The sequence below is a fragment of the Leucobacter sp. cx-328 genome (assembly GCF_014530035.1).
GTDB lineage: Bacteria > Actinomycetota > Actinomycetes > Actinomycetales > Microbacteriaceae > Leucobacter.
The window spans coordinates 395,651-414,915 of the sequence record NZ_JACVMX010000001.1 but is presented as its reverse complement, the minus strand read 5'-3'; the positions used below and the strand labels follow the sequence as shown (position 1 = coordinate 414,915).

General features: G+C 60.2%; 18 protein-coding genes. 7 read left to right on the top strand and 11 right to left on the bottom strand.

What is annotated here, in order from left to right:
* Positions 1-6 precede the first annotated feature (6 nt).
* Positions 7-942, top strand: a complete 936-nt coding sequence (gene cysK / locus ICL81_RS01710) for a cysteine synthase A (RefSeq protein WP_188033244.1) — start codon at positions 7-9, stop codon at positions 940-942.
* Positions 943-1,065: 123 nt separating this feature from the next.
* Entirely contained in the window at positions 1,066-1,635 is a 570-nt protein-coding gene (gene epsC, locus ICL81_RS01705; RefSeq protein ID WP_188033243.1) for a serine O-acetyltransferase EpsC, read from the top strand.
* Positions 1,636-1,708: 73 nt separating this feature from the next.
* Here epsC and ICL81_RS01700 read toward each other — a convergent pair whose 3' ends face one another.
* The gene (locus ICL81_RS01700) at positions 1,709-3,124 is read right to left on the bottom strand and encodes an MFS transporter (protein ID WP_188033242.1); all 1,416 of its coding nucleotides are present in this window, start codon (positions 3,122-3,124) and stop codon (positions 1,709-1,711) included.
* 101 nt (positions 3,125-3,225) lie between these two features.
* On the opposite strand from ICL81_RS01700, the gene ICL81_RS01695 reads away from it, so the two are divergent.
* A complete protein-coding gene (locus ICL81_RS01695; protein ID WP_188033241.1) occupies positions 3,226-3,675 on the top strand; it encodes a MarR family winged helix-turn-helix transcriptional regulator in 450 nt (149 codons plus the stop codon).
* Here the strand turns inward: ICL81_RS01695 and ICL81_RS01690 are convergent.
* From ICL81_RS01690 to argS, 8 genes are all read right to left on the bottom strand, one after another.
* Complete coding sequence (locus ICL81_RS01690; RefSeq protein ID WP_188033240.1) at positions 3,672-5,051, bottom strand: nitrate/nitrite transporter; 1,380 nt, start codon at positions 5,049-5,051, stop codon at positions 3,672-3,674. The genes ICL81_RS01695 and ICL81_RS01690 overlap by 4 nt on opposite strands.
* A gap of 79 nt (positions 5,052-5,130) precedes the next feature.
* Complete coding sequence (prfA, locus tag ICL81_RS01685) at positions 5,131-6,198, bottom strand: peptide chain release factor 1 (protein ID WP_188033239.1); 1,068 nt, start codon at positions 6,196-6,198, stop codon at positions 5,131-5,133.
* A 48-nt stretch (positions 6,199-6,246) separates the two neighbouring features.
* Positions 6,247-8,292: a hypothetical protein gene (locus tag ICL81_RS12130; RefSeq protein WP_188033238.1), complete on the bottom strand. Its 2,046-nt coding sequence runs from the start codon at positions 8,290-8,292 to the stop codon at positions 6,247-6,249.
* Between the two features lie 144 nt (positions 8,293-8,436).
* The gene (thrB, locus tag ICL81_RS01675) at positions 8,437-9,393 is read right to left on the bottom strand and encodes a homoserine kinase (RefSeq protein WP_188033237.1); all 957 of its coding nucleotides are present in this window, start codon (positions 9,391-9,393) and stop codon (positions 8,437-8,439) included.
* Complete coding sequence (locus ICL81_RS01670; RefSeq protein ID WP_188033236.1) at positions 9,390-10,700, bottom strand: homoserine dehydrogenase; 1,311 nt, start codon at positions 10,698-10,700, stop codon at positions 9,390-9,392. The genes thrB and ICL81_RS01670 overlap by 4 nt, the downstream gene beginning before the upstream one ends.
* A gap of 29 nt (positions 10,701-10,729) precedes the next feature.
* Positions 10,730-12,175, bottom strand: a complete 1,446-nt coding sequence (locus tag ICL81_RS01665) for a diaminopimelate decarboxylase (protein ID WP_188033235.1) — start codon at positions 12,173-12,175, stop codon at positions 10,730-10,732.
* Between the two features lie 223 nt (positions 12,176-12,398).
* Positions 12,399-13,166, bottom strand: coding sequence for a DUF2993 domain-containing protein (locus ICL81_RS01660; protein ID WP_188033234.1), 768 nt, complete (start codon positions 13,164-13,166; stop codon positions 12,399-12,401).
* Entirely contained in the window at positions 13,163-14,824 is a 1,662-nt protein-coding gene (gene argS, locus ICL81_RS01655) for an arginine--tRNA ligase (protein ID WP_188033233.1), read from the bottom strand. Before argS ends, ICL81_RS01660 begins: the two co-directional genes overlap by 4 nt.
* Before the next feature lie 95 nt (positions 14,825-14,919).
* On the opposite strand from argS, the gene ICL81_RS01650 reads away from it, so the two are divergent.
* Complete coding sequence (locus ICL81_RS01650) at positions 14,920-15,393, top strand: DUF3817 domain-containing protein (protein ID WP_188033232.1); 474 nt, start codon at positions 14,920-14,922, stop codon at positions 15,391-15,393.
* Between the two features lie 74 nt (positions 15,394-15,467).
* On the opposite strand, the gene ICL81_RS01645 is transcribed toward ICL81_RS01650, so the two are convergent.
* Positions 15,468-16,844 (bottom strand): NAD(P)-binding domain-containing protein, encoded by a 1,377-nt coding sequence (locus ICL81_RS01645; protein WP_188033231.1) that lies wholly within the window; start codon positions 16,842-16,844, stop codon positions 15,468-15,470.
* A gap of 525 nt (positions 16,845-17,369) precedes the next feature.
* On the opposite strand from ICL81_RS01645, the gene ICL81_RS12125 reads away from it, so the two are divergent.
* Both ICL81_RS12125 and ICL81_RS12120 read left to right on the top strand, forming a co-directional pair.
* Positions 17,370-17,861, top strand: a complete 492-nt coding sequence (locus ICL81_RS12125) for a hypothetical protein (RefSeq protein ID WP_353055382.1) — start codon at positions 17,370-17,372, stop codon at positions 17,859-17,861.
* Complete coding sequence (locus ICL81_RS12120; protein WP_353055381.1) at positions 17,858-18,052, top strand: OsmC family protein; 195 nt, start codon at positions 17,858-17,860, stop codon at positions 18,050-18,052. The genes ICL81_RS12125 and ICL81_RS12120 overlap by 4 nt, the downstream gene beginning before the upstream one ends.
* Positions 18,053-18,063: 11 nt before the next feature.
* Here ICL81_RS12120 and ICL81_RS01635 read toward each other — a convergent pair whose 3' ends face one another.
* Complete coding sequence (locus tag ICL81_RS01635) at positions 18,064-18,687, bottom strand: hypothetical protein (protein ID WP_188033230.1); 624 nt, start codon at positions 18,685-18,687, stop codon at positions 18,064-18,066.
* A gap of 279 nt (positions 18,688-18,966) precedes the next feature.
* Between ICL81_RS01635 and ICL81_RS12115 the strand changes: the two genes are divergently transcribed.
* The gene (locus ICL81_RS12115) at positions 18,967-19,263 is read left to right on the top strand and encodes a lactococcin 972 family bacteriocin (RefSeq protein ID WP_188022679.1); all 297 of its coding nucleotides are present in this window, start codon (positions 18,967-18,969) and stop codon (positions 19,261-19,263) included.
* The last annotated feature ends 2 nt before the right edge of the window (positions 19,264-19,265 follow it).

Below are 19,265 nucleotides of genomic sequence, written 5' to 3'. Positions count from 1 at the left end.
ACCCACATGTCACGTACTTACGAGAACATCACCCAGGCGTTTGGCAATACCCCCCTGGTGCGACTCAACCGCGTCACCGAAGACGCAGGCGCACAGGTCTTCGCAAAGCTTGAGTTCTACAACCCCGCAGGCTCGGTCAAGGACCGTATCGGCATCGCCATCATCGACGCAGCTGAGGCTTCGGGCGAGCTGCCCGCTGGCGGCACCATTGTCGAAGCAACCAGCGGAAACACTGGTATCGCTCTCGCATTCGTCGGGGCAGCGCGTGGCTACCGAGTCATCCTCACGATGCCCGAGACCATGAGCATCGAGCGCCGCAAGATGCTCGCAGCATACGGCGCAGAGATCGTACTCACTGAGGGCCCCCTCGGCATGAAGGGCGCAGTTGCAAAGGCGGAAGAAATCGCCGCGGAGACTCCCGGCGCAGTGCTCGCTCGCCAGTTCAACAACCCCGCAAACCCTGCGATTCACCGCGCAACTACGGGCCCCGAGATCTGGAACGACACCGACGGTAAGGTCGATATCTTCGTCGCAGGCATCGGTACCGGCGGCACCATCTCGGGCACCGGTGGCTACCTCAAGGAGCAGAACCCCGAGATCAAGGTCATCGCTGTCGAGCCGATCGACTCGCCGCTCCTGAGCAAGGGCACCGCTGGTCCGCACAAGATTCAGGGCCTTGGCGCAAACTTCGTTCCCGGAATCCTTGACCGCGAGATTTACGACGAGGTCATCGATGTCGAACTCGCAGACGCAATCGCAAAGGGCCGCGCACTCGGCACCAGCGAGGGCATCCTCGCTGGCATCTCGGGCGGCGCAGCCGTCTGGGCCGCTGTCGAAGTTGCGAAGCGCCCCGAGAACGCAGGCAAGACCGTCGTGGTTATCATTCCAGACTTCGGTGAGCGCTACTTCTCGACCCCTCTGTACGACCACCTGAACGCGTAATCTGCGGGGCGATCCGCGCCCTGAATGATCGCAATTCAACCACGAATCGCAAGGTCTTCACCACGAGGTGACTGGCCTTGCGATTTCGTGCGTAAGTCAGCACTACCCCCCCAGGAGATTCCGATGGCCTTCTTCTCGCGCATTCGCGAAGACATCAACGCGGCAAAGGTCGGCGACCCTGCCGCGCGTGGGTCAGTTTCCATCTTCTTCCTCTACTCGACGCTCCACGCAGTCTGGTGGCACCGCGCCGCACACGGCCTGTGGCGCCGCGGGGCACGCACACTCCCCCGCACGATCTCGCAGATCGCACGATTCTTCACAGGCGTCGAGATTCACCCTGGCGCAACGATCGGTCGCCGGCTCTTCATTGACCATGGCATGGGCGTGGTGATCGGTGAAACCGCGATTATCGGCGATGACGTCATCATCTACCACGGTGTCACTCTTGGCGGCACTGGTCACGATCGAGGCAAGCGCCACCCAACCGTCGGCGATCGGGTCGTGATCGGGGCGGGCGCAAAGCTCCTCGGCAACATTGAGATCGGGCACGATTCGGCGATCGGGTCGAACGCGGTCGTCGTGCGATCTTCGGAACCCTGGACGACGCTTACTGGCATTCCTGCCCAGCCACGACGGAGGCGCGGATCGCCACTCGTGCCGCGCCCAGACGAAGCCGATTTCTACGTGATCTAGCGATCCCCCGCATACAGCAGCGGCCCCCGGTTCGATTGAACCGGGGGCCGCTGCTGTATGGATCCGCGCCGACCTAGTGCTGCGCAGGATTTCCGCGCGGCACAAACGAAGTAAGGAGCGCGCCACCGAGCGCCGCCCCCGCACCGATGAGGAAGCACAGCTTGAACCCCCACTCCGTCGGCGCGCCAAGCTCACTGAGCTGACTCGTCAACACGATGGCCATTACTGCGCCGGCTACCGCGCCACCCATCGAACGCATCAGCGAGTTCACGCCCACGCTCGACGCTGCCTCGTGCCGCGGCACGTTTGCCAAAATGAGCGTCGGCATGGATGCGTAGGCGATACCGACACCGGCACACGCAATACACCCTGCGAGCGTCAACTGCCACGGCTGCTCGAGGAAGAAGAAGCCAGACACATAGCCAGCGGCAAGCACGATCGCGCCGATAATAAGCGTTACTCGACCGCCCCAACGGGTGAGCATCCTGCTCGAAATCGGTGAAAAGAGCAGCATCATGAGGCCAGATGGCGCCATCCAGAGGCCGGTTTGCAGCATGCTCTGACCCAGGCCATATCCCGTTTCAGTCGGCAACTGAAGCAACTGTGGCATCACGATTGTCTGCGCCATCATGCCGAAGCCAACGAGCAGTGCAGCAAGATTCGTGAAGAGCACCGGGAGCTGTACGGTCGTGTGCAGGTCGACGAGAGGCTCGTCTTGCTTGAGTTCAAAGAAGCCCCACGCGAGGAGCAAGAGGACTCCAAGGCCGATAAGGCCGAGTGTCGAGATTGAAGCCCAGCCCCACTCGTTGCCCTTGGTGACGCCAACGAGAATCGCAACGAGTGCGGCCGCAAGACCAATAGCCCCGAGGTAGTCGAACCGACCGCTCTTCGCCGGCTTAACGCCCGGAATGAGCGTGGCCGCGAGCACCACCATAATCGCTGCGAGGGTCGCAGCGAGCCAGAACAGCATGTTCCAGCTGTAGTACTGCACCATCCACGCAGCAATTGGCAGCCCCAGGGCGCCACCAACACCGAGCGTCGCAGAGATACCTGAGATGGCACCGTTCACGAGCCGCGGTGGGGTGACATCACGCACCAGGCTGATCGCTACAGGGATGTATCCCATCGCAAAGCCCTGCAACACACGGCCAACGATGACAATACCGAACACGTCACTCACGGCGCAGAGCACCGAGCCGAGCAGCATGAGCGATGCAGTTGCAATGAGCACGGGTCGCTTGCCAATGAGGTCTGCGAGGCGACCTGCGACTGGCATGACCACCGCTCCACCAAGCAGCGTTGCAGTGACCACCCACGACGCATTTGCTGCCGACGTATGGAGCAGTTCAGGGAGCTGGCTCTGCACCGGGATAACCAGTGACTGCATGAGCGATGCACACAGGCTTGAGAAGCCCAGCACCAGGATAATGAGGCGCGAACGCGCCGTTGAATACGCTTCCTCAGTCTCGATGTTATGCGTGGAAGACATAGGTCCTTTCGAAATCACACCATTGTGTAAGCTACATAATGGATAGATTATGTATTCTACACACCTGGTATTGTCGCAATGACCATCGAAGGGACTCCGCCATGCCACATTCCCCAGAGCACCTACAGGAAAGCGCCGAGCGATTCGCCGCAGCAACGACCCGATACGAGCGTGAACGCCGCGTCGCCGTCTCACATCTGCCACTCGGCGCTGCAGAGCTCCGCATCATTGCGTTACTCATTGACGGAATCCCCCGAACACTCAAGCAAATCGCAGATGAGCTACACCTCGAGCAGTCAACGATTAACCGACAGGCAAACGCGGCACTGCAACATGAGTACCTCAGTCGGAGCCGAGGAGAGGTCGGTCCAGCGTACGTCTTCACCGTTTCCGACCTGGGCAAGGCCAAGTTCGAGGAGAGCCTTGGGTACTTTTACCAGGAGTACCACACTGCGTTCAGTCTGATGGGCGCGGATCGAGCACGGCTACTCGTCGAACTCCTCGAAGAGTTCGTTGAGGCGCACGCGAGCGCACGCAAGGAAGAACGCTAGCGAAGCTTGCGGTCGTGGCGGCGCATCCAGCCCTTGGTACGTCGAGCTTCAAGGAATACCATGCCGAGACCGAACAACCAGATGGGTATCTGGACTGCGAACGCAAGCTTGAACGCGTCAAGCGAATAGGTTTCGGGGGTGCCAGCACCCTCCAAATCAAGCACGAGCCCGACAAGGTAAATAGCGATGAGGCTGGCGATGAAGCCACCCGTGTTCACCAAGCCAGTACCGAAGCCGACAAAGCTCTTTGGGGTGTGCGAACGTTGCACCTCGAAGGCAAGCATCGAAGCTGGGCCACCGATAGGCATAATAACGAGCAAGGCGAAGACCAGCAGCATCGGCGGGTTGCCCGGCCACAGGATGACGGCAGTCCACACAGCAATAATCGCAATCGTAATGCCGGTATAGATTGCCACGCGACGTTCCATGAACCGCGAGCTCACGGGTCCGAGTACGAGCGACGCAAACGACGACGCAACGATGGTCAGACTCAACATGCCCTTGGCGGTTGCAGGCTCCACGCCAAGTCCACCGACGAGGAACGGCGTGCCCCAAAGAAGCACAAAGACGTTCATCGCGAATGGCGAGGTGAAATGCATCCAAAACGCGAGGCGCACACCGGGCATTGACACAATCTGACGAGACCGTTGCACCATTTTGAAGAGATCGAAGCGCTGACGCACAACAGGGAGCATCGACGTCGCCGGCGGCGCCGCGACGACACCTGTGAGTGGCGCCTTGGTGTGCGCTGAGTCAGGCAGAACCCGTTCCTTGCCAATGATCCGCTCACCGATAGTCTGCGAATACGGCGAATCGCGCATGACAACAACGATCAAGATCATCGCGATCAAAGCAACGGCTGCGATTCCGAGGAAGCCAGCACGCCAGCCAAACCGATCCACTGCGAGCGCGAGCGGGATCACCGAAACGAGCTGGCCCGCCTGGCCAAGGAGGCCGGTCAACTGGCTCACAACCGGAATCTGCCGAATGGGGAACCACTCAGGAAGAATCTTCATGACGCTTACGAACACGCACGCGTCACCCGCTCCGACGAGGATACGAGCCACGACGACAAGTGGAAGATCAGTGACCGTGGCCATCAGTGTCTGGCCGATGAACATGAATGCGCCGCCGAGGAGAACCATCAGGCTCGATCCAAAACGGTCAAGAAGCATTCCCACGGGAATCTGCATGCCCGCGTATACCGCGAGCTGGATCACCGGGAACATTGCGAGCGTTGTTGCGTCAATGCCGAAGTGAGACTGGGCCTGCGGCCCGAGGGCAGCTAGTGACGAACGGTTAACGACGGCGACGACATAACTGAATACTGCTACGCCCCACACCACCCAAGGTAAGAGGGTATTCGAACGGCGCATGACCTTCATCGTACTCCTCCGAACTGTGAGCCGGAGGAGCACGACGAGCAATCATGCGCCGTTCAAATGGGAAATCTCGTTAGAGATCTGCGAGTCGCTGCTCCTCGTCCATGCGAATGCAAGACTCGATGATCGGTTCGAGCGCGCCATCCATCACCGCGTCAAGGTTGTATGCCTTGAAGCCGGTGCGGTGATCCGCGATGCGGTTCTCCGGGTAGTTGTAGGTGCGAATGCGCTCGGAGCGATCCATGGTGCGGATCTGAGTCGAACGGTGCGCCGAGGCCTCGGCCGCCGCTTCCTCCTGCTGACGCGCGAGCAGGCGGGCACGCAAGACGCGCATTGCCGCTTCACGGTTCTGCAGCTGCGACTTCTCGTTCTGCATTGCCACAACGATGCCGGTCGGAACGTGCGTAATACGCACAGCTGAGTCGGTCGTGTTGACCGACTGACCGCCGGGACCCGAGGAACGGTAGACATCGATCTTGAGATCGTTCTGGTGCATCTCGACCTCTTCAGGCGCGTCGGCCTCGGGGTACACGAGCACGCCGGTGGTCGAAGTGTGGATGCGGCCCTGCGACTCAGTGACAGGCACGCGCTGCACGCGGTGCACGCCACCTTCGTACTTGAGGTGTGCCCATGCGCCCTGCGAGGGGTCGGAGGGGTTCGCCTTGATTGCGACCTGAACATTCTTGTAGCCGCCGAGATCGCTCTCGTCAGCCTCGATGATCTCAGTCTTCCAACCCTTGGACTCTGCGTAGTGCATGTACATGCGCAGCAGGTCAGCCCCGAAGAGCGCCGACTCAGCGCCGCCCTCGCCACCCTTGATCTCAAGAATGACATCACGAGCGTCGTCGGGATCGCGCGGAATCAAGAGACGGCGCACCTTCTCCTGGCCAGCTGCAAGTGCCTCTTCGAGCACGGGCACTTCCTCAGCGAAGGCGTCATCTTCCTTCGCAAGCTCGCGCGCTGCCTCAAGATCTTCAGCAATCTGAATCCACTGCTCGTGGGCAGTCTTGATCTTGCTCAGCTCAGCGTAGCGTCGGTTTACTCGCTTTGCGCGTACCGCGTCTGCGTGCAGCGCGGGATCAGCGAGCTGTTCCTGGAGTTCCTCGTGTTCTGCGAGAAGCCCCGCAACCTGTTCAAACATGTTGCCTCTCCGTATTGGGTTACCGTCTGTACCGCCGCGTATGCGGTGTTAGGCGGTGAGTGCCGAGTTCGTCTTCGCCTTGCGCAGACGTGCAATCACGTCGTCTGCGTCTGCGTCGGCAAGCTTTGCGCGGATCGCGTCACGTACGCGGATCTCCTCAGCGGACAGCATCGCGCCGATGTTCTGCGTGTGTGACTTCTTCGCGTTCGCAATTGCGACACCGTAGGGTGCGTCCTTTGCGAGCGTGATGACCGAGTTTGCAAGCGGCGTGAGTTCGCGCAGGAGCGTCGCGTCCAGTGCGGTCTCAGCCTTTGCCTGCAGCGTCGCGATGAGCGTCAGCGAGCCAGCGTTCTCGAGGTTGCGTGCGGCAGAAAGCAGCTTCTTCAGCTGCGACAGAGTCTGCTCATCAATAACGTCGAGCGCCGGGCGGTGATTTGCAGGCTGTGCCTGTGCGTAGCCACGTGCAAGGCGATTGAGCGAGTCAACGAGCACGATGACGTCGTGGCCCAGCTCAACGAGGCGGCGTGCGCGATCGATGGTGAGCTCTGCGACTGTCGCCTGGTCTTCCGCACCGCGATCGAATGTTGCGGCTACAACCTCACCGCGGATCGAACGCTGCAGCGCAGTGGCTGCCTCGGGCTGCGCGTCTGCGAGGACGACCATGAGGTGCGCCTCGGGTGCTGCTGCCGAGATATCGGCTGCGAGCTCAGAAATCACCTGAACACCCGACTGCTTCTTGGGAACGGTGATGATCGCACGCTGGCCAAGGCCGATGGGAGCGACGGCATCAATCGTGCGGCTGAGCAGTCGATCTGCGCCAACCTCGAGCGCGATGCGCTGGGTCGGGAAGATCGGAGTCATCTCGGTGATGTCTTCACGCTTCGCCTCTTCGTCAACGGCACGGCCATTGACCGAATCGATCTTGACGATCGCGTTGTACTTCTGGCGGCTGCCGTTGTCACCCTCGCGGGGCTGGCGGATCGCACCAACGACTGCGTCACCACGACGCAGGCTGTACTTCTTGACCTGGCCAAGCGAGACGTACACGTCGCTCACACCGGGGAGGTAACCGCTGGTGCGAACGAAGGCGTAGTTGTCGAGGATATCGAGGATACCCGCGATCGGCAGCAGCACATCGTCTTCTGCGATCTCGAGCTCAATGTCGTCGTTACCACGGCGCTTGCGGTCACGCTGACGAGTGCGACTCGAACGCGAGTTGTCGTTCTTATCGCTCTTCGCGTTGTCGTTCTTCGAGTTCTTGTTCTGGCGCTGCTTCGAGTCTTCGTTGTTCTCGTTCGACTCGTTTGCAGTCTGCTCAGCGTTGTCGCGGTTACGGTTGCGACGCTGGCGGTTACGCCCAGTTGTCTCTTCCGCGGGCTTATCGTCGCCCTCGGCAGCGGTAGCCTGCTCGCCAACCTCAGCTGCTGCGGGGGTGGCTTCTGCGGGCTGTGCAGTCTGCTTGGCGCGACCGTTCTTCACTGCCTTTTCGGTAGCGGGCTTTTCAGCAGCTACTTCGTTTTCGGCAGTGGGTGCCTCGGTAGCTGCATCGGCCTTGGTTGGGCGGCGACGAGTACGCTTTGGCTTCTCTTCAGCCGCAGGGGCCTCTGCGTCTGCAACGGGAGCTGCGGTCTTTGCCTCGGCTTTCGCTGCGGGAGCCGCAGCTTCAGCCGACTCAACGGCTGCTTCAGCCTCAGGCTCGACCTTCTTGCGAGCACGGCTCACACGCTTCTTCGGTTCGGCCGGAACCTCATCAGCAGCGGGTGCCGAAGCTTCAGATGCTGCGGGAGCCTCTGCAGGTGCTGCCTTCGCTGCGGGCGCGGCGGTCTCGGTCGCGGTCTCAGCCTCAGGCTCGACCTTCTTGCGAGCACGGCTCACACGCTTCTTTGGTTCGGCCGGAGCCTCATCGGTAGCTGATCCAGCCGGAGCTGCCTCAGCTGGTGCCGCGTCGGCCGCGGGCGCGACCTCTGCAGCTGCACCAGCAGCTGCAGAGACGCGACGCGACGCACGGCGGCGAACCGGCTTCTCAGCCGCTTCAGTGGTTTCATTTGCTGTTGTTTCGACAGTGACAGCAGTGTCTACGGTGTTCTCTTCCACGTTCTTCCTTTCGGAACGTTATCGCGGAGGCGGCCCATGGCTCTGCCTCCAATGTGCATATTCATGCGAGGAAACTCAGAGCAAAAATCGCTCTGGTATGAACGACCCACGGACTGACGGGAGAACCGTAAACACAAGCGCATATTACGCGAGATCTGCCGGGATCACCTCAACTGTAGCACCCTTAATATCGACAGCGAGCGTCAGAACCTGCCAGTCTGGTGCGACTTTCGCCACCAGATCTGCAGCGGCAAGCCGCTCTGCCGGACCATTCGCAAGCACGAGCACCGAAGGGCCAGCGCCAGAAACCACCGCAGGGTATCCCGCGTCACGAAGCGCGCCAATGAGGTCGCGTGTCGCGGGCATTGCGGGGCCGCGGTAGTTCTGGTGCAATCGGTCTTCGGTAGCTTCAAACAAGAGTTCAGGGCTTTGCGTCAGCGCTGCGATGAGGAGCGCGGATCGCGAGACATTGAACACTGCATCCTCGTGCGGCACCTGCTTCGGCTGCAAGCTACGCGCCTCTTCGGTCGACATCTTGAACGACGGGACAAGCACGAGTGGCGCGACACCGCGATGCACGAGCAGTCGCTTGAAGCGCGGTCCTGCATCGTTGGTCCACGCGATGGTGAGCCCACCGAACAGCGCTGGTGCCACGTTATCTGGGTGGCCTTCAAGTGCGGTCGCAAAGCTGAGCAGCTGATCTTCGGTGAGCAGGAGTGGCGAAACCGCGTCGTGCTCAAGAATGCCTGCGGCGATCATCACGCCAGCAACAATTGCAGAACCCGAAGATCCCATACCGCGGCCGTGCGGGATGCGGTTGTTTGCCACGATGTTCAGGCCAGGCATTTCACGGCCGACCTGCTCGAAAACGTAGGCAACCGAGCGCACCACGAGGTTCGACTCGTCGGTGGCAACTTCGCCCTCACCAACACCGTGCACCTCGACGGTTGCGCCAGGTGTCTCACGCGTGGTGACGACAAGTTCGTCACCGTACGCGAGGCCGAGTCCAAGCGTGTCGAAACCAGGGCCGAGGTTAGCGCTCGTTGCAGGCACACGCACGCGTAGTGAGAGCTGAGAGTTGGTTGCTGCAGTTACGCTCATGCTGCGCCCTCCATGCGAAGTACGCTGAGTACCTGGGATACTGCCGAATCATCTGCAAGTGCTGCGACTGTTGCTGCGAGATCTGCCTCGCGCGCCGAGTGCGTGCCGATGATGAGGGCTGCGTGACCTGCCGCGCCCTTACTCGTGTTCTGCTCGACGCTAGCTGCCGAGACACCATTCTCTGCAAGAATGGTCGCGACTTTCGCAAGTACGCCGGGCTCATCGCGAACCTCGAGCATGATTTGATACGCGGTGATTACTTCACCCACCGGCAACACCGGGAGATCAGCGTGCAGTGAGCCGATAATGCCAGGACCACCGACGACATGTCGACGAGCCGCCGAGACAAGATCACCGAGCACGGCAGAGGCCGTCTCAGCACCGCCTGCGCCTGCGCCGTAGAACATCAGTTCACCAGCTGCTTCAGCCTCTACGAATACAGCATTCTTGCCCTCATAGACCGTCGCGAGCGGGTGATCGCGACGCAACAGCGCCGGGTACACACGAACCGAGACACCCTCGGTACCGTCGGTGCCGGTGAGGCGCTCTGCAATCGCGAGCAGCTTGATGACGAGACCAGCGTGCTTCGCAGCTTCGATCTGCTCAGCGGTGATCTTGGTGATGCCTTCGCGGTGCACTGCCGACTCAGGAACCTCGGTGTGGAACGCAATGCTCGCGAGGATCGTCGCCTTCTGCGCAGCGTCAAAGCCCTCGACATCGAGCGTTGGATCTGCTTCGAGGAAGCCAAGATCGCTCGCAACCTTTGCTGCAGCCTCCGCCGAGTCGCCGAAGCGATCCATGCGGTCGAGGATGTAGTTGGTCGAGCCGTTCACGATACCCATGACGCGGGTGATGTGGTCGCCAGCAAGGCTCTCGCTCAGCGGACGCAGAATGGGAATTGCTGCTGCAACGGAAGCTTCGAAGAGCAACTGTGCGCCCACCTGCTCAGCGGTCGCTGAGAGCTCCTTGCCGTGCGCTGCGATGAGTGCCTTGTTTGCGGTGATGACATCAGCACCACCCTGCAGAGCGAGCGTAATGAGTGACTTTGCAGGCTCAATTCCACCCATGAGCTCGACGACGATGTCGGCGCCCTGCACGAGACGCTCAGCGTCAGTCGTAAACAACTCAATGGGAAGATCGACGTCACGCTTCGAATTCACGTCTCGAACGGCAATGCCTGCAAGCGTCAGCTTTGCGCCGACGCGAGCAGTGAGCTCGTCGCCGTGTTCGAGAAGAAGCCTGGCCACCTGTGCACCTACTGAGCCGCAGCCCAGCAGCGCGACACGAAGGTCACGGTACTCGTTCACTTATTACTCCTGTGTATTCGTAAGGGGTGTTACACGCTCTTGGCGAGCAATTCTTCTTCGGTCTCACCGCGCACGATCATGCGTGCTTCTCCGTCGCGCACTGCGACGACCGGCGGCCGCGGAACATAGTTGTAGTTGCTCGACAGCGCCCAGCAATAAGCGCCCGTCACTGCAACTGCCAGGGTGTCCCCCGGCTTCACATCGCCAGGCAGCACGTCGCGCTGCACAACAATGTCGCCGGACTCACAGTGCTTGCCCACGACGCGCACGAGCGCGGGGGCAGCGGTGCTCACGCGGTTAGCGATCCGCACGTGATAATCCGAGCCGTAGAGCGCGGGGCGAGCGTTGTCACTCATGCCACCATCAACGCTCACGTACAGGCGCTCTGATGGTGCGCCTGTGATGCCGAGCTTGGGCGCGAGGGCCACGTCGGCGGGGTTTGCTTCTGCGTCAGAACCACCGAGCTGGACCGCCTTGGTCGTGCCTACGGTGTACAGCGTCACGCCTGCCTGGCCGATGACCGATCGACCGGGCTCGAAAGCGAGCTTGGGAATCTGGAGACCGTATTCCTTGGCGCCAGCGGCGACGATGTCTGCGAGCTCGGCTGCGATCTTCGCAACATCGGGAGCAGCGTCTGCGTCTTCGCTCGTGTATGCGATACCGAAGCCGCCACCGAGGTTGAGTTCAGGAATCGGACGACCAGCGAGCTTAGCAAGCTCGGCGTATACACCGAGAAGACGACGAGCTGACTCACGGAAGCCGTCGGTTGCGAAGATCTGCGAACCAATGTGGCAGTGCAGGCCAACGAAGTCCAGGCTGTCGTGGGTAAGAATCTGGCCAACGATACGAGTCGCTGCAGCGAGCGGCTGGCCGAACTTCTGGTCTTCGTGCGAGGTCGCAAGGAAGTCGTGGGTCGATGCGTGGACACCACTGTTCACGCGCAGACGAACGCGCTGCACCTTGCCAGCAGCCTTCGCTGCGGCTGCCACGCGTTCGATCTCGATCTCGCTGTCGAGGATGATCGTGCCAACGCCAACCTCAACCGCGCGTGCAATCTCAGCCACGGACTTGTTGTTGCCGTGGAAGCCGATCTTTGCGGGATCTGCGCCAGCCGCAAGCGCGACGAGTAGCTCGCCGCCCGAAGCGACGTCGAGGGCGAGGCCCTCTTCGATCATCCACTTCGCGACCTCTACACAGAGGAACGCCTTGGTTGCGTAGTACACGGTTGCTTCAGTGCCGACGCGCTCTGCCTCACGCTGCAGTGCCTCGCGCACGGCGCGCGCCTTCGACCGAGCCGCCTGCTCATCAACAACATAGAGCGGGGAACCGAACCGCTCAGTGAGCACGGTGGCGCGGATCTCGCCGATCTTCAGCTGTTCGCACTGCGAACCCCGTCGTGAAGAAGGAGGGAACACTCGCGCATCAATTGCGTTGGCATTGAAGGCTGGGGTCTGGGTGACCGCGGTCTCTGTCATCGTTCGCTCCTTTGTGTTCGGAAGGCTTTAGGGATTTTTTCTTCGTTCCAACGCTCACACACCACCATCTGCGGTGGTTGGCGAGCGGACCCGGATTGGCCCCTGAAGCCGTGCGAACGGAGCGGATGCTCAGAACGAACTTTCTTAGTTTAGCGGGATGGCAGATGCCGATCTCGCATGGTGTTGAAATATGACTTGCGACCGCGTTGCGTGTCGGCGCGCGTTACGGGCAGGTGCCCGGCTGGAGCGCTGCGGGATCCGCCAAAATGTCAGGCGAAAAACGCGTGCTGAGCGTGACATCGCCCGACTTCGCGAACTCCAGATCAGTGAGCTTGATACCTGCGGGCAGGTACTCGCCAACACAGATCGTCTGAGGCTCGATGACGGGTTCGAAGAGCGAGCCTGTCGCACGCTTCAGCTCAGCGGCATTGAAATCAAAGCCAGCTGCCTGCACGCTCACTGGCTCGACGTGCAGGTCACCGTTGTCGATTGACAGGCGGATCGATGCAGAAACGGTGACGTCCTGACCAAACACCGGCGCTGATTTACTCAGCTCGAGCACGCCGTCTTCGACGCGGCCGTCATCAACCAGACCTGAGGTAGCGAGGCTGATGATGCTGCCAAGGTTGTCGCGCTTGACGGTGAGCTGTGCGGTACCGCCCGTGATCTCGCCCTTCTCAGGGTTGAACGGCACGAAATCCGCGTGCGCGATCGCGCTCATCGGAGTTCCCTCAGCGATAGGAGCATCGTCGATCGCAACAGTGACGTCGCCAACGCCGCCGCGAATGGCGTTCCAGAGTGCGGATCCGCCGAGATCTACGGCAACTTCCTGATCAGTCGGGAGTGAGAGTTCATCGCGCACGATGCCCTCAAGCACTCCCGGAATAATCATGCGAAGTGCGCCCTCGCCGATGCCAGCAAGAAGCACAACGCCAACCGCGGCGCCAATGGCTACCCTGGTACCGCGCTTCAGCTTCTTGCGCTCGCTCACAGTCGTTCGGGAGCGGTTACGCCGAGCAGGTCAAGACCGTTGCGCAGCACCTGGCCAGCAGCGTCGTTGAGCCACAGGCGGGTACGGTGCAGGTCTTCAACAGGCTCTTCGCCCATGGGAAGCACGCGGCACTGGTCGTACCAGCGGTGGTACGCAGCTGCGAACTCTTCAAGGAAGCGCGCAATACGGTGAGGCTCACGCAGCTCTGCTGCGCCCGCGACAATACCGGGGTACTGCTGCAGTTTGCCGAGGAGATCGGTCTCGGTCTCGTGAGTGAGCAGCTCGGGTGCGAATGCGCTGCGGTCGACACCTGCCGCTGCCGCGTTGCGGTCAACTGCGCAGGTACGAGCGTGTGCGTACTGCACGTAGAAGACCGGGTTGTCGTTGGTGCGGCTCCGAAGCTTTTCGCCCTCGAGCGCGAGCGGCGAATCAGCCGGGTAGCGTGCGAGCCAGTAACGAAGCGCGTCACTGCCGAGCCACTCGAGCAGATCGTCGAGCTCAATGATGTTGCCGGCGCGCTTCGACAGACGCGCACCGTTGAGGTTCACAAGCTGGCCAATCAGGACGGTGACATCGGTCTCGGTGTTGTCGCCAGCAGCGCCAGCGATTGCGGTCAGACGGCCGATGTAGCCGTGGTGATCTGCACCAAGGAGGTAGATCTTCTCGCCGAAGCCGCGATCCTTCTTCGACAGGTAGTACGCAGCGTCAGCAGCGAAGTAGGTGTAGATGCCGTTGCCGCGCGTGAAGACGCGGTCCTTGTCATCACCGAAAGTCGTGGTGCGAACCCAGATAGCGCCATCGTCTTCGTAGACGTGGCCCTGCTCGCGCAGGCGATCGATAGCGAGCTCAATCGGGCTGGGCTCACCGTTCTCGCCTTTGGCGTGCAGGGTGCGCTCCGAGAAGAAGACGTCGAAATGCACGTTGAAGCGCTCAAGCGAGTCTTTGATCTCTGCGAGCTGCTGCTCGTAGCCGAGCTCCTGCGCGATGTGCTGCGCCTCTTCGCGCGGCAGCTCTGCGAGGTTCGGAACCTTCTCAGCGACCTTCTTACCGAGGGCCTGGATGTATTCACCCGGGTACGCATCTTCGGGCGCCTCTTCGCCAAGGGCAGCCGCGAGCACCGAGCGCGCGAACTTGTCCATCTGCGAGCCAGCATCGTTAATGTAGTACTCGGTCGTGACGTCTGCGCCAGCAGCACGAAGCACGCGGGCGGTCGAGTCACCAAGTGCTGCCCAACGGGTGTGACCCATGTGCAGGGGGCCGGTGGGGTTTGCACTCACGTATTCAAGGTTGATGTGCTGGCCAGCGAGCGTATCGCTCGTGCCGTATGCCGCACCCTGCTCAACGACGCGACGCGCGGTCTCGCCCGCACTCGCAGCGTCGAGCGTGATGTTGATGAAGCCGGGGCCTGCAACCTCAGCCTTTGCGATGCCTTCTACCTCGGCAACACGAGCGATGATCTGCTCAGCGAGCTCGCGGGGGTTCTGGCCGATCCGCTTGGCAAACTTCATTGCCGCGTTCGAAGCCCAGTCACCGTGATCTCGGTTCTTCGGACGCTCGACCTGGGTGTCTGCTTCCGTCACCTCGATTCCGCTATCGCCTGCGGAGACGATGTCGGCGAGAATACGGGCGATTACTGCAGAGAGTTCTTGTGGCGTCACAAACACACAGTCTACCGCCACTCTCGCGCCATTCTTTCCGTGTGATCAAAACGAACTGAAAACATCCACAGAAATACTCAAGTAACTTAGGCATCATGTCTGTTCGCGTCGCTGTGACTCCCCGCGCCCTGTTTCGTATTTTTGCCACGGCGGAGGTGGTGACCTGGGCAGGACTGATTGCCGCACTCATCTTGCGCGCAACAGGCGTCACTGAGGAGGCGGTTTCCGTCGCAGGCGGCATTCACGGCTTCGTGTTCCTGTCGTACTGCGCAGTGACCGTATTCGTCTGGATCAACCAGAAGTGGAGCGCTGGCCTCGGCATTCTGGCTCTCACGCTCTCGATCATTCCGTTCGCGACATTGCCACTCGAGCTCACCATCGACAAGAAGGGCAAGCTCGCAGGCGATTGGCGTCTCGCCAAGGGCGGCGAAGATCCCGTCGGCTTCTTCGAACACATCCAGGCGTGGGTACTACGTCGCCCGATCCTTGCAATCTGCCTCGTCGTTGTGCTGCTCGCCGTCGTCTTTAGCGTGCTCCTCTTCCTCGGCCCTCCCGTACAGCTCAGCTAGACACGTTTTCAGGGCGGCGGATCGCGGCTGACATTTCGCTTGTCAGCGCCGATCCGCCGCCCTCGTTACGTGGTTTAGGCGCTGCGTGCCTCGCGGGCAGCCTCCACATCGGTGGCAAGGTAGCGCTCGACGCTGTCGTCGAGCTCATCCATCCACGCGGTGTGATGCTTCGCCGCATGAGTACCCGTGATGACCGAGCGGTACGTCAGGTCACGGTAGCCCATGATGTTCTTTGCCTTGTGGCCCTTCCAACTGATGAAGATCTCAGCAGCGTCTTCGACGTTGAAATCTGGGTAGTCGGAGGCATCAATGAGGTCACGCACGTACGAACCCTGGAACTCGATGCTCTCAACGTCGCCGCCAATTGCTTCGAAGCGAGTCGTCCAGTCAGTAATCGATTGCGCTCGCTCGCTCGCGGTGGGAAGCTCGCGACGACCGAGAATCACGTCACGCACAAACCACGCCTGCGCGTCGAACATGTTGAACGTGAACCACTGATCCTGCGCGCCAACGTAGAACAGGTTCGGGTTCTTGTCCCAGACCACACCACGGTAGAGGCCCGCCGGATACACGGTGTTCGGGCCCGAGAGCGCGAGCTCAGTCGGCAGGTACGGGTACTTATGCACGTAGCCAGTGCAGAAGATCACGACGTCAAACCGCTTCGTTGAGCCGTCTGCGAAGTGCGCGATCGATCCATCAAATCGCTGCACGAGCGGACGCTCTTCGAAGCCCTTCGGCCACTCGTAGCCCATTGCCTGGGTACGGTAGCTCGCGGTGACAGACTTTGCGCCCATCTTGAAGCACTGCGTGCCAATATCTTCAGCCGAATAGCTCGAGCCGATGACCAGCACATCGAGGCCATCGAAGCCCTCTGCACCGCGGAAATCATGCGCATGGCTCAAGACGCCTGGGAACGTCTCAACGCCCTCAATCTCTGGCATGTTCGGGAACGAGAAGTGTCCGCTCGCAACAATCACGTTGTCAAACGTCTCCGCCTTGGTGTCTCCCGTAGGCAGGTGCTCGGAATGCACCGTGAACAACTGGGTGTCGTCATCCCATGAAACATGGCGCACGATGGTTTCAAATCGCACGTGGTCCCGCAGGTTGGTCTTCGAGAGACGACCTGCGATGTAATCCCACAGCACCGTGCGTGGCGGGTACGACGAGATCGGGCGACCGAAGTGCTCGTCGAAGGTGTAGTCGGAGAATTCAAGGCCCTCCTTCGGGCCGTTCGACCACAGGTTGCGGTACATGCTGGAGTGCACCGGCTCACCGAACTCGTCAACGCCGGTGCGCCAAGTGTAGTTCCACTGACCGCCCCAGTCGGACTGCTTTTCGAAGCACACGAAATCGGGGATAGCCTCACCCTGCTTTTCCGCTGCTTCAAACGCACGCATCTGAGCCATACCGCTCGGACCTGCGCCAATAATAGCTACTTTCTTCCTTTGCATTTATCTACCTCACTCACATTCATTCGTAGCTGCCGCCAGTGCAGCGCGAGCTGCCACCCGGTCCAAAACAACAGCGAGATGATCGAAGGAGGTTCGAAACGGGAAGCGCTCAGCGTTCGGGAGACGCGCGAAGTCTCAACCGTTCACACACTGGCAACCTCTCCACCGTATCAGTTGATACGTTTTTGGCAATATCTGCGCTGATCAGCCACTTTTTGCGAGTATCGCCATTGACGTGACGCGCAAGTCATGAAAGACTTACGCCGCTCGTGGAAAAACACGTGTCGTTTTATGCACAGAACGGCGCCGCAACACCCCTATATGTAAGGCATGTCACGACGGTCGTTATCGAAGCTCCGCAGCTCTGCAACTCCTCGAAGGTGCCGGCCTGGTAACCGCATAGGGTAAGGGTGTTCGTGTGCGCATCATGGATTCGGCTGAGATGGCCGAGCACCTGGCTGCCAGAGCTGGACTTGAAGGCTGGGCCGTCTACCTCGCGGCTCAGCGTCGCAGGTCTCCGCGATCATGCGCACTCTCGAGGGATGGTGGGATCGCATCACCGTGAGCACACAGCACACACTTGGCACCCCGAGCTCGACACCAGTGTCGACCGCGAACACCGCGCCATGCTCAACGCGCTTAACGCCGGCAAACCAGGCGAAGCCCGCAAAGCTGCCGAGCTTCACATTCTCGCAACTCGCGACGCTCTCACTGGAATTTAAGAAGGACACCATGCGCACCCACAACTACGAAATCGCCATCACGTGGACGGGTAACACCGGAGAAGGCACAAAGCAGCACCGCGGCTACTCGCGTAATCACGATATTTCGGCGTTCGGCCTCCCACCCATCGCAGCTTCGGCTGATCCAGCATTCAGAGGGGACGCGGATCGATGGAACCCCGAACAGCTCTTCATCGCAGCCCTGTCGCAGTGCCACATGCTCTGGCACCTCGGCCTCGCCGCGCAGGCAGGCGTGGTTGTAACTGCCTACGAAGATCACCCACTGGCGTCATGATCGAAGAGATGTCTGGTGCGGGACAGTTTGAGAGCGTCACGCTCAACCCGACCGTGACGATCACCGCCGAAAGCGACCCCGAGCTCGCCGAGGAACTTCACGCTCGCGTCGCTGACTACTGTTTCATCGCCCGCTCAGTGAACACGCCAGTCCATCACGAGGTCACGATCGTCCAGGCGCAAGTAGCCTGAGCGGCGGCTCGTCATCTGGCGCCTTTCGGGTCCGCGTAGCACTTATCGAGCGCCACATCACCCTCTTCTTCAGGCACCGTATACCAGTCACGTGGTAACGCAGATTGATAATCGCGAACGGTGAAATCTGGGCTGACTGCTCCGAGCCGAATGAGGCAGGCGACGTAGTCTTCCTGCTCGTCCTTGTTAGTGGGGTTCTCCCTGGTCGCCTTGTAAAGATACGAGACCACCTCCTGCCCTGTCTCATCCAGGCAAGCTGTGACAAGTTCATCTTCACGTGCCGCACCACCCAGGCTCTTTGGAGCTTTGTAGGTGATTTCAGTTGGACTGCTGAAATCAACAATGGTTATTCCAAGTTGTTCTAGGCAGGAACGAAACGATTCTGTTGTCGACTGCAGCTCAGCATCGGCAATCTGACCATCACTCAGAATTTCGCGTACTTCCTGACCCGAAGTGCGTTCGTATTCTCTTGCAAATTCCGCTGCCCAGGCCCCTTCAAAGGTCGTCCCATCACGCGCGACTACTTCACTTGAATCTGTATTTGAAGCCACCGAACTACAACCGACCAAGAACGCAACAGATATCCCAAGAACGCCAATGAAGACGGGCATTTTGGCATAGTTCATAACATTCATTGTGTTCCTCACGGTCTGGTGCGTGTGACTACAAGAAAGTAATAGCTAGACCGTGCCTTCCACCCAGATGATGCAATCTGAACGCCAAAAAACAGCATTCCCAAGACAGGTGAAAGCGTTGCTCGCCCTGCCATTCACGCCGAAAGCGGAAACCTATACTCGCTGAGAACTGGCGCACATTTCACGGCTTTTCACCGCTGAACCAAAAGCAGTGCTTCCCTGGAAGAGGTCCCAGCTGCGCCATTCCGTTAAAGCAGTCACATCGCAGAAAGTGAAGCAATGAACACCAAAACGAAGGCCATGATCCTTGTACTCGCGATTGGAGGCGCTGCTCTCACCGGCGGCAGCGCCGCAAATGCGGTCACTAGAGGTGCCGAAGGAGGCACCTGGTCGTATGGGGTAGGCCGGCTTTCCACTTATTCTGACTATTACCATCCACGTGAGCGCCACGGGTCAACTGCACGCAATGGGTATGGAATGACCGAAAAGGCATGGGGTATCAGTCGAGGAAGATGGTCCCACGCATCCGTAGCGAGAACAAAGACAGGAAACACCGCCTACTTCCATAGGAGCTAAGC

Excerpts from the sequence above, each read along its gene's own strand:
- thrB (WP_188033237.1), bottom strand. The coding sequence starts at position 9,393 with ATGAGCGTAACTGCAGCAACCAACTCTCAGCTCTCACTACGCGTGCGT.
- ICL81_RS12120 (WP_353055381.1), top strand. The coding sequence starts at position 17,858 with ATGATCGAAGAGATGTCTGGTGCGGGACAGTTTGAGAGCGTCACGCTC.
- epsC (WP_188033243.1), top strand. The coding sequence starts at position 1,066 with ATGGCCTTCTTCTCGCGCATTCGCGAAGACATCAACGCGGCAAAGGTC.
- ICL81_RS01645 (WP_188033231.1), bottom strand. The coding sequence starts at position 16,844 with ATGCAAAGGAAGAAAGTAGCTATTATTGGCGCAGGTCCGAGCGGTATG.
- ICL81_RS01695 (WP_188033241.1), top strand. The coding sequence starts at position 3,226 with ATGCCACATTCCCCAGAGCACCTACAGGAAAGCGCCGAGCGATTCGCC.
- ICL81_RS01635 (WP_188033230.1), bottom strand. The coding sequence starts at position 18,687 with ATGAATGTTATGAACTATGCCAAAATGCCCGTCTTCATTGGCGTTCTT.
- ICL81_RS01690 (WP_188033240.1), bottom strand. The coding sequence starts at position 5,051 with ATGCGCCGTTCGAATACCCTCTTACCTTGGGTGGTGTGGGGCGTAGCA.
- ICL81_RS01700 (WP_188033242.1), bottom strand. The coding sequence starts at position 3,124 with ATGTCTTCCACGCATAACATCGAGACTGAGGAAGCGTATTCAACGGCG.
- cysK (WP_188033244.1), top strand. The coding sequence starts at position 7 with ATGTCACGTACTTACGAGAACATCACCCAGGCGTTTGGCAATACCCCC.
- ICL81_RS01650 (WP_188033232.1), top strand. The coding sequence starts at position 14,920 with ATGTCTGTTCGCGTCGCTGTGACTCCCCGCGCCCTGTTTCGTATTTTT.
- prfA (WP_188033239.1), bottom strand. The coding sequence starts at position 6,198 with ATGTTTGAACAGGTTGCGGGGCTTCTCGCAGAACACGAGGAACTCCAG.
- ICL81_RS12125 (WP_353055382.1), top strand. The coding sequence starts at position 17,370 with ATGCGCACTCTCGAGGGATGGTGGGATCGCATCACCGTGAGCACACAG.
- ICL81_RS12115 (WP_188022679.1), top strand. The coding sequence starts at position 18,967 with ATGAACACCAAAACGAAGGCCATGATCCTTGTACTCGCGATTGGAGGC.
- ICL81_RS01665 (WP_188033235.1), bottom strand. The coding sequence starts at position 12,175 with ATGACAGAGACCGCGGTCACCCAGACCCCAGCCTTCAATGCCAACGCA.